We start from the raw sequence: 12,703 nt of genomic DNA, 5'->3' as shown, positions 1-12,703 counted from the left end.
GCGGCAGACATTCAGGTGATCCGGCTCGGATTTCCGGCCTCCGGATTTCCACGGCGAGCTGGGAAATTCCGGTTCGGAACGGGAGTATTCCGGGTCGCGTTCCGGCCGGGACACGCAGTTCGCCGGATGTGCATCTCGAAGTGAAAGGCCGGAATTTCGCCGAGAGGACCGGCCGTCAGGCTGCGCCGAGCGGGTCACGCGCCCGGCCGCACGGCAAAAAAACTTGCACGAGCGTACCAACTCTTGCTCTCATGGGGCACGTGCCGTTCCAGCCCTACCGCCGGATCCTGGCCATGCCAGGGGTCCGTTCCTCCGTCATCCTGATGTTCTTCGCCCGGCTGCCGTTGACCATGACCGGTGTCACGCTGACCCTGTACGTGGTCAGCGATCTCGGCCGCGGCTACGGCGAAGCGGGCGTCGTCGGAGCGGCTTCCACGCTCGGTACCGCGCTCGGGGCGCCGGTGCTCGGGCGGTGCATCGATCGGTACGGGCTGCGTCCGGTCGTGGCCGCCTGCGGGGCGGCCTCGACCGCGTTCTGGTTCGCCGCGCCGCACCTGTCGTATCCGGTACTGGTGGCGTGTGCGCTGCCCGAGGGGTTGCTGTGCATGCCCGCCGGTTCGCTGGCCCGGCAGATCCTGACCGCGCTGGTGCCCGCGGAGCAGCGGCGGGCGGCCTACTCTCTGGACACGATCCTGGTCGAGGCCACCTTCATGATCGGCCCGGCGGCGGGGATCGCGGCCATCACCGCGTTGCCCGCGACGCTCGTGCTGAGCGGGCTCGGCGTCCTGTTCGGGCTCACCTCGCTGCTGACCTACCTGCTGAACCCGCCGATCCGCGACGAGGACGAACCGGGCCCGGCCGGCGTGACACGGCCTCCGCTGCGGTCGTGGCTCTCCGCACGGCTGGTGGCCACCCTCCTGGTCGCTGCGGGCGCGATGTTCTGCCTGGTCGGCACGGAGGTCGCGACGCTGGCCTCCCTGCGCTCACACGGTGACGGCGGCTGGACCGGCCTGGTCATCGTGGTGATGTGCGCAGCGTCGATGCTCGGCGGCATCGTGCACGGCGGGGTCCGGCGCTCGCTGTCCCAGGGTGTGCTGGTGATGCTGCTGACGGTGCTGGTGATCCCGGTCGGGCTGTGGGAACAGCCGTGGTGGCTGCTGATGCTCGCGTTGATCCCGACGAACCTGGCGTGCGCGCCGACTCTGGCCGCGACCACCGAGACCGTCAGCTCGCTCGCCCCGCCCGCCGTCCGCGGCGAGGCGATGGGCCTGCAAGACGCGTCCACCCGGCTCGGGCTCGCCGCGGGCAGCCCGGTGGTCGGCTTCGCGATCGACCACGCAAGCCCGGCGTGGGGCTTCGCCGCGGCCGGCCTGGGTGGGCTGCTGCTGGCGGCGCTGGGCCTGCTGTGGACCTTGCGCGGCCGCCCCGTGAAGCTCCCGGCGCTGGCCGCGAGCGTGCGCGCCCGGCGCTGATCCGGGCGCCTCTCAGGTGCAGACCTTGCGCAGGGTGTCCAGCTTCGCCAGGTTGTGCTTGGCCCATTGGGCCACCACACCGGCGTCCTCGATGCGTTCCTTCTGGACCTGCAGGTACGAGTCCGCCATCCCGGTCAGCGCGTGCTTCACGTCCTGGTCCTGCACGTCGCCGGCCAGGGTGCGCAGGCGGCGTTCCTTGTCCTCCGCGCGGGCCTCCAGCTTCGCCGGGTCCACGAGCGGGTTCAGGTCCGTCAGGCCCAGTGCCTCGGTGCACGCGGACACCTTGTCCACAGCCGAATTCGCCTGATCGATCGCCGAGTCCACCTCCGCGCACCCGGCCGGCAGCATCCCCCCGATCGCCAATGCGACGACCGCTCCCCACCTCTTCATACGGGGAAGGGTAGCGGTCCTGCGGGCGAACCGGCACCGGTTCGCCCGCAGGACGTGCTCACCCCTTCACGCACACCACCTGCTTGAGGTGCGCGACCACTTCGACCAGATCCGTCTGCGCCCGCAACACCGAGTCGATGTCCTTGTACGCAGCCGGGATCTCGTCCACCACCCCGGCGTCCTTCCGGCATTCCACTCCCGCGGTCTGCGCGGCGAGGTCTTCCGCGGTGAAGGTCTTGCGCGCCTTGGTCCGGGACATCCGCCGGCCCGCGCCGTGCGAAGCCGACTCGAACGACGCGGTGTTGCCGAGCCCGCGCACGATGTACGAGCCGGTGCCCATGCTGCCCGGGATGATGCCGAGGTCCCCCGAGCCCGCCCGGATCGCGCCCTTGCGGGTGACCAGCAGGTCGGCCCCCTCGTAACGCTCCTCGGCGACGTAGTTGTGATGGCAGCTGATCGCGTCGTCGAACGTGGTGCCCGGCAGTACTTCGGAGACCGCGAGCTTCACCAGCGCGACCATGGTCGCCCGGTTGCGGGCCGCGTAGTCCTGCGCCCAGAACAGGTCTCGCCGGTAGGCGGTCATCTCCGGGGTGTCCGCGACGAACACCGCCAGATCCGGGTCCGGCAGGTCACGGTTGTGCGGCAGCTTCCGCGCGACCGCCATGTGCCGCTCCGCCAGCTCCTTGCCGATGTTGCGCGAACCGGAGTGCAGCATCAGCCAGACCCGGCCCTCGTCGGCGCCGCCCTGCTCCAGGCAGACCTCGATGAAGTGGTTGCCGCCGCCGAGGCTGCCGATCTGCCGCGCGGCCCTGCTGTGCAGGCCCTGTACCCCCTCGTGCAGCTCGCCGAACGCACTCCAGAACTGCTCCCAGCCGCCCACGCCGTGCACCTTGGCCGGGTTCACCGGCGTCTTGTGCAGGCTGAACCCGACCGGCACGGCCGATTCGATCCGCCGACGCAGCTTGCCGAGGTCTTCGGGCAGGTCGGCCGCCGTCAGCGAGGTGCGTACCGCGCTCATCCCGCAGCCGATGTCCACGCCGACCGCGGCCGGGGACACCGCGTCGCGCATCGCGATCACGCTGCCGACCGTGGCGCCCTTCCCGTAGTGCACGTCCGGCATCACCGCGACACCGTGCACCCACGGCAGATTCGCCACATTCCGGAGCTGGCGCATCGCCTGATCCTCTACCGATGCGGGGTCCGCCCACATCCGGATCTCCACCCGCGCACCGCCCACTGCCGTGTACATGACTTCCCTTTCCTGACTAGGATTCTCCCCCTCAGCATTCCGGGACGGAGCGAGGGCGACAACGGGTTTTCGCATACGGGACCCCTCCCGTGGCATCTGTGGTTCCCTTGGCCGGTCACAGCCGAGAGAGGTGGTCCCCGTCGTGGTCCAGCCGAACCCCTACCAGCCCGCGCCCAGGTCCGGCGAGAACGCGGAACAGGAAGTGCACCGCGGGATCCGGACGATCCGCCTGGCCATCACCGGCCAGGCCGTGCTCTATCTCGCGCTCGCCGTCCTGGTCGGATATCTGGCCACACGCACGGACGACGCCGGCAGCGTCGTCTGGCCGCTGGTGATCATCTCGGTGAACACGGTGCTGCTCATCGCGCTGGTGGTGTGCAGTGTGCTGCTCGGCAGGCGCGAACGCGCGATCGCGATGGCGATCATCTGGCTGGAATGCGCCTTTATGGCGGTATTGCTGATCAGCACGATCCTCTCCTTGACCCTCAGCAAGGGCTCCGGGGGTGCCGCGGGTGCGCCGGTCGGGCTGATCCTGTGGGGCTTCCTGATGCAGAGCGTGCTGCGGCCGTGGCAGAAGCCGGAAATGCGGGCGGCGTTCGGGATGCGGCCGATCCGTCCCCGGCAGCCGAAATCGCGGAAGTGAAGAACCGCCCGGCCCCTGCGCTCGGCAGGGTGTCGGCAAAGTCGGTGTGAGGGGCCATGCGCAGACCGCGGAGGTCTGTGAAGGGGCCCTTCACAGACCCGAGACAGGTCCGGCGCACACCACGAGGTGGTCGCGTATCTCGAACACCTCAGCTTCGCCTGCTGCCGGGCGAATCGATGAAGAGGGCAGGTACCGCCGATGATGACGCGGCAGCCACGGCTCTCTGCTGATCACGGGTCCCCGACCAACTTTGCCGGGACCCTGCTGCGCTCGGGGCCGGGCGGTTCTGTTTTCGGCTCAACGGTTCTGGGCGACCAATTCGGCGATCTGCACCGCGTTCAGCGCGGCGCCCTTGCGGAGGTTGTCCGCGGCCAGGAACAACGCGAGGCCCCGGCCGTCCGGCACGCTCGCATCGGTGCGGATACGGCCGACGAAACTCGGGTCGGCACCGGCGGCCTGCAACGGCGTCGGCACGTCGGTCAGCTGCACGCCCGGTGCGTGCGCGAGCAGTTCGGTGGCTCGTTCCGGCGAGATCGGCCGGGCGAATTCCACGTTCACCGACAACGCGTGCCCGGTGAACACCGGGACCCGCACGCAGGTACCGGACACCAGCAGGTCCGGAATACCGAGGATCTTGCGGCTTTCGTTGCGCAGCTTCTGTTCCTCGTCGGTCTCCGCGGTCCCGTCGCCGACCACCGAGCCCGCCATCGGCAGCACGTTGAACGCGATCGGCGCGACGTACTTGGCCGGCGCCGGAAAGTCCACAGCGGACCCGTCGTGGGTGAGCCCGGCCGCCCGCGAGGCGACCGCGTTCACCTGCGCGGCCAGTTCGTCCACGCCGGCCAGTCCACTGCCGGACACCGCCTGGTAGGTGCTCGCGATCAGCCGCCGCAGGCCCGCCTCGTCGTGCAATGGCTTGAGCACCGGCATCGCGGCCATGGTGGTGCAGTTGGGGTTCGCGACGATCCCCTTGCGTGCCTCCTTGATCGCCTCCGGGTTGACCTCGCTGACCACCAGCGGCACGTCCGGATCCCCGCGGTAGGCCGAGGAATTGTCGATCACCAGCGCGCCCGCCGCGGCGAACCGCGGTGCCTGTGCCCGCGAGGTGGCGCCACCGGCGGAGAACAGCGCAATGTCCACACCGGACGGATCGGCGGTCTCGGTGTCCTCCACCGTGATCTCCTGCCCGCGCCAAGGCAGCACCTTCCCGGCCGAGCGGGCCGAGGCGAAGTACCGGATCTGCTCGACCGGGAAATCCCGCTCGGCGAGCAGCTTGCGCATTACGCCGCCGACCTGGCCGGTGGCCCCGACCACGCCGATCCGCAGCCCGGCCATCAGCGACCACTCCCCGCGTAGACGACGGCCTCTTCGTCGCCGCCGAGTTCGAACGCCTCGTGGATCGCCCGCACCGCCTCGTCCAGCTGCGCGTCCCGGATCAGCACCGAGATGCGGATCTCCGAGGTGTTGATGATCTCGATGTTCACGCCCGCGGTGGCCAGCGCCTCGCAGAACGTCGCGGTGACCCCGGGGTGCGACCGCATGCCCGCGCCGACCAGCGAGACCTTGCCGACGTGATCGTCGTAGAGCACCGAGTCGAAGCCGATCTCCGCCTTGGTCCGTTCCAGTTCCTTGACAGCCTTGGCCCCGTTGGCCTTCGACAGCGTGAAGGTGATGTCGGTGCGGCCCGAGGACGTGCTGGACACGTTCTGCAGCACCATGTCGATGTCGATCTCGGCGTCCGCGACCACGCGGAAGATCTTGCCCGCGGCGCCCGCGTGATCCGGCACCCCGGTGACCGTGATCTTGGCCTCCGAGCGGTCGTGTGCCACACCGGTGATCAGCGCTTGTTCCACGGGGATCTCCTCGATCGATCCGGCCACCGTGGTGCCCGGTTTGTCGCTGTAGGAAGAACGGACTCGGATCGGCACACCGTAACGGCGCGCGTACTCGACCGAACGCAGGTGCAGGATCTTCGACCCGCTCGCCGCCAGTTCGAGCATCTCCTCATACGGGATGGTGTCGAGTTTCCGCGCGTCCGGCACGATTCGCGGATCGGCCGTGTACACACCGTCCACATCGGAATAGATCTCGCAGGCGTCCGCGTTCAGCGCGGCGGCGAGCGCCACCGCGGTGGTGTCCGAACCACCGCGGCCGAGGGTGGTGATGTCCTTGGTGTCCTGTGCCACGCCCTGGAAACCGGCGACCAGCGCGACGTAACCCTGTTCCAGCGCCTCGGTGACGCGGCTCGGCGTGACGTCGATGATGCGTGCATTGCCGTGCACCGACGTGGTGACCACGCCCGCCTGCGAACCGGTGAACGACCAGGCCTGCGCGCCCTGCGCGGAAATGGCCATCGCGACCAGCGCGTTCGAAATGCGCTCACCGGCGGTGAGCAGCATGTCCATTTCCCGTTCCGGTGGCGCCGGATTCACCTGCTGGGCCAGATCGAGCAGCTCGTCGGTGGTGTCACCCATCGCGGAGCAGACGACCACCACGTCGTTGCCGGCTTTCTTGGTGGCGACGATGCGTTCCGCCACGCGCTTGATCCGGTCGGCACTTTCCAGCGACGACCCGCCGTACTTCTGGACCACGAGGGCCACGCCCGAACCTCCTTGACGGGCCGGGTCTGCTCCTTGGCGGGCACCGAGGAGCCCCCGCGTCCCTTCATTTGGACAAAGCCTACCGGCGCGGCCTCCACCCGCCACCCCATCGAGTGATGCAGGCCGCCCCGGCAGCGCCGTTCGGAAGTAAATCTTCCTTGACGCCAGCGGAATACTCGGAGAGCTTCCGCCGGAGTGATAGAGCGCACTACCGGGGGACTACCGTGCGCAGCGTGCGTAAACCTGCCGAGACGAGCGTCCCCGTCGCGCCGGCCATTGCCGAGCGCTGGAGCCCCCGTGCCTACGACGAGACGGCCACGATCACCGACGCGCAGCTGACCGCGTTGCTGGAGGCCGCGCGCTGGGCGCCGTCCTTCGGCAACACCCAGCCCGCGCGCTACCTCGTGGGCCGCCGCGGCGACCAGGCGTTCGCCCGTATCCTGGCGGCGCTCAACTCCGGCAACCAGGCCTGGGCGTTTCGCGCCAGCGCCCTGCTGGTCGGGGTGATGGTGACCGCGAACGAGAAGGGCGAGGTGCCCTACGCCGAGTACGGACTGGGCCTGGCCAGCGAAAACCTCGTGCTGCAGGCGGTCGACCTCGGTCTGATCGGGCACCAGATGGCGGGCTTCTCCCCGGACGCGGTGCGCACGTCGTTCGGCCTGCCCGAGGACGCCATACCGCGGGTCGCGATCGCGGTGGGGTCCGCGGCGAACGCTTCGGTGCTGGACGACCCGAAGCGGGTGGAACGGGAGCTGGCGCCCCGGCGGCGGCTGCCGCTGGCGGAGTTCGCCTTCGGGGACGGGTGGGGGACGCCGGCGTTGTGACGCCACCCACACGGATGACCGACAACGGCGTAATCACTGCTACTTCAGCTCGGCACCTCCGTGGCGAACAAAGTCACCAACTCTATGTTGAATGATACAGAGGTGACGCTGTCACCCCGACCGGGAATACGCAACCGGGGTGGAATGGCGCACCAAAGCGCGGGCGGACGCGTTCGCGAATGGCGCCGCTACCGACGGGAAGACTCAGGAGCGGCGTTTGCGCGAACCCGTACCGTTGCGCTTGTTCGCGGCGCCTGCCCGCACTTTGGCGGGCGCGGGCTGCTCCCGCCACACATCCGCGACGTTCCTGCCCAGCAGGCATGCCATCGCGCGCAACGATCCGTCGAGATCCACCCCGTCTGGGTCGATCAGCGCCCCGAGGTGGATGCCCAGAATCGCCCCATGGACCGCGGACGCGAAGTCCCGCTCCTGCTTGGCCGCGAACGCCGGATCGACGCCCTCGGGCCGCTGAACCCGCAACCACAGTTCGAGGCCCTTGCGACTGCGTGCGAAGAACTCCTGGTACTGGGCGCGGACACCGCCGGCGCTGCCCAGCGCCTCGGTCAGCATCATGAACAGCAGCGTCGGCTGGCCGCCCCGCACCCATTTCGCGTAGTCCTGGAAGACTTCGGCCAACTCCGGCAGCGCGTCGTCGAAACGCACCGACTCCCTGAACCGGTCCATGGCGCGTTCGACGACGGCCACCATGAGGCCATCCTTGTTCTTGAAATGCCACGGGATACTGCCCCGGCTGATGCCGGAACGCTCGGAGATGTCGATGAACGACGTGCGGTCGAACCCACGCTCCGCGAACAGCTCCTCGGCAGCATCAAGAATCCGCCGACGACTCTCGTCGCCGATCTCGTCGATCCGGCGCCGCCCTGGAGAACCCACGGTCGTCATCCTAGCCGGGCACCTCCTTCCCGCCCGCATGCCGTAGCGCCACCCAATCACCAGCCCGCCGCGTTATGCCGCCTCCAGCAGGGTGCCGGTCCCGATCCCGCCGGCGCAGCACATCACCGGCAGCCCCAGCCCCGGCCGCGTCTGCAGATGGTGCGCGAGGTCTGCGAACCGGCGAATCCCGAATGCCTCGAAGGGGTGACCCATACCGCAACGAGGCCGTCGCCCGGATGCAGCACGCTTTCCTTGTCCCCCAAGGGAAACGCGCGCATCCGCCCGGGGGTCAAGGGACAGGTGACCGCCGTGCCCCCTGGCCGTTCAGGCGCCCGCGCCACCGATGCGGCGGAGGATCCTCGCCAGCAGGCCGGACACGATCAGCCAGAAGATCGCCGCGATCCCGAAGTTCACCAGGACACGCAGCTTCTCGTCGCTCGGGGTGAACAGGTCGCGGAAGCCGAGTGACAGGCCGCCGGCCCAGCTGGAGACGAACGAGACGATGCCGTTGGCCGTGTTGGCCGAGCCGATCACGAAGATCACGTGCAGCACCAGAATCGCGGCGAAGGCCAGGCCGGTCCAGCGCACGAGTGAGGCAAGGAAGCCGCACGCCTGCTCCCGGGTGCGGCGCCAGTTCACCGGAGCCCGCTTCGCACGCGCCTCGGTTTCCTCCTTCTGCGCCGCCTCCGTGTGCTCGCCCATGCCGGGAAGCATGGCACGTCGCCGAGCCTGCCGCTACCCGCGGGTAACCCCCGGACGTGCACCGGGAGGTCACAGTTCGATCGCACCACCGGCTTCCCAATCGGCCCTGCTCATGGTTATGGTGTGCCCGTGGCTTGCGCTCTCCTGCTTCGCTGCCGCGACGGGGCCTGATCGGACCGGCTCCTCGTCGCGGGGCTTCGTGGTGCCGGTCAACCGCACCCCTCCTCAGGAGAATTCCCAGCAATGAGCACCGATCCCCGCACGTCCACCAGCCGTATTCGCAAGCCCTCACGTCCCGCGCCCGCCGGGCAACCGTCCTGGAACACCCAGCGCGGCACGTCCATGCCGGTGCATCGCTACCGGCCGTGGCACCAGCTGGTGGAGAACATCGACCTGCCCGACCGCACCTGGCCGGCCAAGCGCATCGAGCGTGCCCCGCTGTGGTGCGCGGTCGACCTGCGCGACGGCAACCAGGCGCTGATCGACCCGATGTCGCCCGCGCGCAAGCGCAAGTTCTTCGACCTGCTGGTCCGCATGGGCTACAAGGAGATCGAGGTCGGCTTCCCGGCCGCTTCGCAGACCGACTTCGACTTCGTCCGCGAGATCATCGAAGAGGGCGCGATCCCGGAGGACGTGCACATCCAGGTGCTGAGCCAGTGCCGCCCGGAGCTGATCGAGCGCACCTTCCAGGCGCTCGAAGGCGCGCCGCGGGCCATCGTGCACATCTACAACTCGACCTCGATCCTGCAGCGCCGCGTGGTGTTCCGCGAGGAGCGCGAAGGCATCAAGAAGATCGCCACGCAGGGTGCGGAAATGGTGGCCGAACTGGCGGCGAAGCAGCCGGACACGGACTTCCGCTTCCAGTACTCGCCGGAGTCCTACACCGGCACCGAGCTGTCCTACGCGGTCGAGGTCTGCGACGCGGTCACCGGGATCTGGCAGCCCTCGCCGGAAAAGCCGGTGATCCTCAACCTGCCGGCCACCGTCGAGATGGCCACCCCGAACGTGTACGCCGACTCGATCGAGTGGATGAGCCGAAACCTGGCCCGCCGTGACTCGGTGATTCTCTCGCTGCACCCGCACAACGACCGCGGCACCGGCATCGCCGCGGCCGAGCTGGGGTACCAGGCGGGCGCGGACCGGATCGAGGGCTGCCTGTTCGGCAACGGCGAGCGCACCGGCAACGTGGATCTGGTCGCGCTGGGCATGAACCTCTACAGCCAGGGCATCGACCCGCAGATCGACTTCTCCGACATGGACGAGATCAAGCGGACCGTCGAATACTGCAACCAGCTGCCGGTGCACGAGCGTTCGCCGTGGGGCGGGGACCTGGTGTTCACCGCGTTCTCCGGCAGCCACCAGGACGCGATCAACAAGGGCCTGGACGCACTGAAGGACGCCGCGGGCAAGGCGGGCACGCCGGTCGAGGAGTTCGCCTGGGAGGTGCCGTACCTGCCGATCGACCCGAAGGACGTCGGCCGCAGCTACGAGGCCGTGATCCGGGTGAATTCGCAGTCCGGCAAGGGTGGCGTGGCCTACATCATGAAGGCCGAGCACCAGCTGGACCTGCCGCGGCGGCTGCAGATCGAGTTCTCCAAGGTGGTGCAGGCCTACACCGACACCGAGGGCGGCGAGGTCGCCCCGGCGACGATGTGGCACGCGTTCTCCGCCGAGTACCTGGACCCCGCCACCCCGCTGGAGCTGGTCAAGCAGCGAGTCACCGACAACGGCGGCGGCGAGTACGACATCGAGGCCACGGTGCGGGTCGAGGGCGACGAACACGAGATCACCGGCCGCGGCAACGGCCCGATCGCGGCGTTCTTCGACGCACTGTCCACTGTGGGCTACGACCTGCGGCTGCTGGACTACAGCGAGCACACGCTCAGCCCCGGCGACGACTCGCGGGCCGCGTCCTACATCGAATGCGCGATCTCCGACCGCGTGTTCTGGGGCGTGGGCGTGGACCCGTCGATCGTCGCCGCTTCGCTGCGCGCGGTGGTCAGCGCGGTCAACCGGGCACACCGCTGATCCACGCCCGATGCTCTGGTTGCGGTATGGCTGTGCAGGGGCCCTTGACGGACTCAGAGTCCGTGAAGGGCCCCTTCACGGACTTCAGTCTGGGCGCCAAGCTTCGGGACCCGGGTAATGCGCGCCGAACGGCTGGTCGCCGCGGTGGGCCGGATGCTGGCCGAGCGGAACCGGTGACTCAGCGGTAGCCGGTCACGTCCGCGGGCTTTCCGGTGTCCTGCACTTCCACCACATACCGCCACGCATCCGGGCGGCTGCCATCCACGTCGTCAATCCCGTACACCGCCGCCAACTGTCCACTTGAGACAGTCTGACCACTCCAGCGGCCACGATCCGGATCAGCGGCCAGCGCAGCAACCGTACGCCCCGCGAAGGTCGGCGTCTCGGAGATCGCGAAATGCGGCTGACGGGCGGTCGCCTCACGCCAGTTCTCTTCGGTGACACCGTAAATGTCGAGCATCGCTTCCGAACGCAGCCAGCCCGGCGTGAACGCGACCGCGTGGCAGCCGTACTCCGCCAGCTCCGCCGCCTCCCCGGCCGCCAGCGGATGCGCGGCCGCTTTGGCCAGGTAGTAGGAAAGTGCGGTGCCCTTGCGGTAGGCGGCGTTGTACTCGGCGGTGCCGTCGGTCAGCTCGACCACCAGCCCACCCGGGCGGCGGATCAGCAGCGGCAGCAGGTGGTGGCTGGTGATCAGGTGCGCGTCGATCGCCAGCCGGATCATCCGCAGGCTCTTGTCCAGCGCGTGCGCCCAGACCGGTTTGCCCCACTCCAGTTGGGGATCACCACCCCAGATCCCGTCGACGAGCAGATCCAGCCGGCCGTGCTCGGCCTCGATCCGCGCCGCGAGCGCGGCCACCTCGGCGCTGTCCAGGTGATCGACCCGCACCGCGGTGCCCTTGCCGCCGGCCGCCTCGATCAGCTCCACCGTGCCCTCGATCGTCTCCGGACGGTCCACTTCGGACTTCCCGGCCCGGCTGCTGCGGCCGGTCACGTAGACCTGCGCCCCGGCCCGGCCGAGCTCGACCGCGATCGCCCGGCTCGCCCCGCGTGTGCCACCGGCCACCAGTGCGACCTTGCCGGACAGTTCCCCGCTCATCTCGATGCTTCCCTTCGTCGGCTGAACACCAGCTTCCCCGGAAACCCGGACAGCTTACGTCCGGGTTTTTCGAGGGAACGCGTCCGCCGAGGTAATGCTGTGAAGGGGCCCTTCACAGACTCAGAGTCCGTGAAGGGCCCCTTCACAGTTTGCGATTCAGGCGACCGCGTCGTTCTTCTCCGTGGTCTCGTGCTCCTCCGGGTGCGCGCGGCTCATCCGCTTCTTCAGCACGATGGTGACCACCACGCCGATCACCAGCGCCACGCCGAGCGCGGCCCACTGGAAGCCCTTCAGCCACTGGTCCGCGACCACACCGAGGTAGTAGATCAACGCCGTGGTGCCACCCGCCCACACGATCCCGCCCAGCGCGTTCGCGATGAAGAAGCGCGGGTAGTGCATGTTCAGCGAACCGGCGAGCGGACCGGCCAGGATGCGCAGGACCGCGACGAAGCGGCCGAAGAACACCGCCCACATCCCGCGCTTCTGGAACATCCGTTCGGCGTTCGCGATATGGGACGGGCCGAAATGCTTGGGGAACTTGCGGCCCGCCCAGGCGAAGAGCCGTTTGCCGCCCTTGCGCCCGATCACATAGCCGATACTGTCGCCGATGATCGCGCCCGCGGTGGCCAGTCCGCCGATCCACAGCGGGTTCAGACCGGCGTGCGAGGACGCCAGCAGCGCCGCGCTCACCAGCACGATCTCGCCGGGCAGCGGGACGCCGAGGCTCTCGATCATCACCACGAGGCCGACCAGCAGGTAGACCGAGATGGGCGGAATCGCCTCCAGCCAGTGCTCGATACTCACG

13 protein-coding genes are annotated in these 12,703 nt (G+C 69.0%); 4 read left to right on the top strand and 9 right to left on the bottom strand.

Going from position 1 to position 12,703, the window contains the following annotated elements; translation table 11 throughout:
• The first annotated feature begins 260 nt into the window (after positions 1-260).
• Complete coding sequence (locus tag ATK36_RS18965; RefSeq protein WP_386998520.1) at positions 261-1,472, top strand: MFS transporter; 1,212 nt, start codon at positions 261-263, stop codon at positions 1,470-1,472.
• A gap of 12 nt (positions 1,473-1,484) precedes the next feature.
• On the opposite strand, the gene ATK36_RS18960 is transcribed toward ATK36_RS18965, so the two are convergent.
• Both ATK36_RS18960 and ATK36_RS18955 read right to left on the bottom strand, forming a co-directional pair.
• Positions 1,485-1,862 carry a hypothetical protein gene (locus ATK36_RS18960; RefSeq protein ID WP_098512768.1) on the bottom strand — a complete coding sequence of 126 codons (378 nt, stop codon included), beginning with the start codon at positions 1,860-1,862 and terminating at the stop codon, positions 1,485-1,487.
• 58 nt (positions 1,863-1,920) lie between these two features.
• A complete protein-coding gene (locus tag ATK36_RS18955) occupies positions 1,921-3,111 on the bottom strand; it encodes an RtcB family protein (protein WP_098512767.1) in 1,191 nt (396 codons plus the stop codon).
• 142 nt (positions 3,112-3,253) lie between these two features.
• On the opposite strand from ATK36_RS18955, the gene ATK36_RS18950 reads away from it, so the two are divergent.
• Positions 3,254-3,754 (top strand): hypothetical protein, encoded by a 501-nt coding sequence (locus ATK36_RS18950; RefSeq protein WP_098512766.1) that lies wholly within the window; start codon positions 3,254-3,256, stop codon positions 3,752-3,754.
• A 297-nt stretch (positions 3,755-4,051) separates the two neighbouring features.
• On the opposite strand, the gene ATK36_RS18945 is transcribed toward ATK36_RS18950, so the two are convergent.
• Entirely contained in the window at positions 4,052-5,089 is a 1,038-nt protein-coding gene (locus ATK36_RS18945; RefSeq protein WP_211291903.1) for an aspartate-semialdehyde dehydrogenase, read from the bottom strand.
• Positions 5,089-6,354 (bottom strand): aspartate kinase, encoded by a 1,266-nt coding sequence (locus tag ATK36_RS18940; protein ID WP_098512764.1) that lies wholly within the window; start codon positions 6,352-6,354, stop codon positions 5,089-5,091. The genes ATK36_RS18945 and ATK36_RS18940 overlap by 1 nt, the downstream gene beginning before the upstream one ends.
• Positions 6,355-6,587: 233 nt before the next feature.
• On the opposite strand from ATK36_RS18940, the gene ATK36_RS18935 reads away from it, so the two are divergent.
• Entirely contained in the window at positions 6,588-7,178 is a 591-nt protein-coding gene (locus ATK36_RS18935) for a nitroreductase family protein (RefSeq protein ID WP_211291902.1), read from the top strand.
• A gap of 204 nt (positions 7,179-7,382) precedes the next feature.
• On the opposite strand, the gene ATK36_RS18930 is transcribed toward ATK36_RS18935, so the two are convergent.
• The 3 genes from ATK36_RS18930 to ATK36_RS18920 form a co-directional block, all read right to left on the bottom strand.
• Positions 7,383-8,081, bottom strand: a complete 699-nt coding sequence (locus ATK36_RS18930; protein WP_170069804.1) for a TetR/AcrR family transcriptional regulator — start codon at positions 8,079-8,081, stop codon at positions 7,383-7,385.
• A 63-nt stretch (positions 8,082-8,144) separates the two neighbouring features.
• Positions 8,145-8,285, bottom strand: a complete 141-nt coding sequence (locus ATK36_RS18925) for a 3-oxoadipyl-CoA thiolase (protein WP_098512761.1) — start codon at positions 8,283-8,285, stop codon at positions 8,145-8,147.
• A 111-nt stretch (positions 8,286-8,396) separates the two neighbouring features.
• Positions 8,397-8,774 (bottom strand): hypothetical protein, encoded by a 378-nt coding sequence (locus tag ATK36_RS18920; protein WP_098512760.1) that lies wholly within the window; start codon positions 8,772-8,774, stop codon positions 8,397-8,399.
• A gap of 243 nt (positions 8,775-9,017) precedes the next feature.
• Between ATK36_RS18920 and leuA the strand changes: the two genes are divergently transcribed.
• Complete coding sequence (leuA, locus tag ATK36_RS18915) at positions 9,018-10,802, top strand: 2-isopropylmalate synthase (RefSeq protein ID WP_170069803.1); 1,785 nt, start codon at positions 9,018-9,020, stop codon at positions 10,800-10,802.
• A gap of 178 nt (positions 10,803-10,980) precedes the next feature.
• Here the strand turns inward: leuA and ATK36_RS18910 are convergent, their stop codons facing one another.
• Together ATK36_RS18910 and ATK36_RS18905 are read right to left on the bottom strand one after the other, a co-directional pair.
• Positions 10,981-11,898 (bottom strand): SDR family oxidoreductase, encoded by a 918-nt coding sequence (locus tag ATK36_RS18910; RefSeq protein WP_098512758.1) that lies wholly within the window; start codon positions 11,896-11,898, stop codon positions 10,981-10,983.
• 156 nt (positions 11,899-12,054) lie between these two features.
• Complete coding sequence (locus tag ATK36_RS18905; RefSeq protein WP_098512757.1) at positions 12,055-12,702, bottom strand: DedA family protein; 648 nt, start codon at positions 12,700-12,702, stop codon at positions 12,055-12,057.
• Position 12,703 lies beyond the last annotated feature (1 nt).

This window comes from Amycolatopsis sulphurea, assembly GCF_002564045.1.
In the GTDB taxonomy this organism is placed as follows: Bacteria; Actinomycetota; Actinomycetes; order Mycobacteriales; family Pseudonocardiaceae; genus Amycolatopsis; species Amycolatopsis sulphurea.
The sequence above is the reverse complement of the archived record's forward strand: the minus strand, read 5'-3'. Positions and strand labels throughout refer to the sequence as shown.

Excerpts from the sequence above, each read along its gene's own strand:
- ATK36_RS18960 (WP_098512768.1), bottom strand. The coding sequence starts at position 1,862 with ATGAAGAGGTGGGGAGCGGTCGTCGCATTGGCGATCGGGGGGATGCTG.
- ATK36_RS18955 (WP_098512767.1), bottom strand. The coding sequence starts at position 3,111 with ATGTACACGGCAGTGGGCGGTGCGCGGGTGGAGATCCGGATGTGGGCG.
- ATK36_RS18945 (WP_211291903.1), bottom strand. The coding sequence starts at position 5,089 with ATGGCCGGGCTGCGGATCGGCGTGGTCGGGGCCACCGGCCAGGTCGGC.
- ATK36_RS18930 (WP_170069804.1), bottom strand. The coding sequence starts at position 8,081 with ATGACGACCGTGGGTTCTCCAGGGCGGCGCCGGATCGACGAGATCGGC.
- ATK36_RS18925 (WP_098512761.1), bottom strand. The coding sequence starts at position 8,285 with ATGGGTCACCCCTTCGAGGCATTCGGGATTCGCCGGTTCGCAGACCTC.
- ATK36_RS18920 (WP_098512760.1), bottom strand. The coding sequence starts at position 8,774 with ATGGGCGAGCACACGGAGGCGGCGCAGAAGGAGGAAACCGAGGCGCGT.
- leuA (WP_170069803.1), top strand. The coding sequence starts at position 9,018 with ATGAGCACCGATCCCCGCACGTCCACCAGCCGTATTCGCAAGCCCTCA.
- ATK36_RS18910 (WP_098512758.1), bottom strand. The coding sequence starts at position 11,898 with ATGAGCGGGGAACTGTCCGGCAAGGTCGCACTGGTGGCCGGTGGCACA.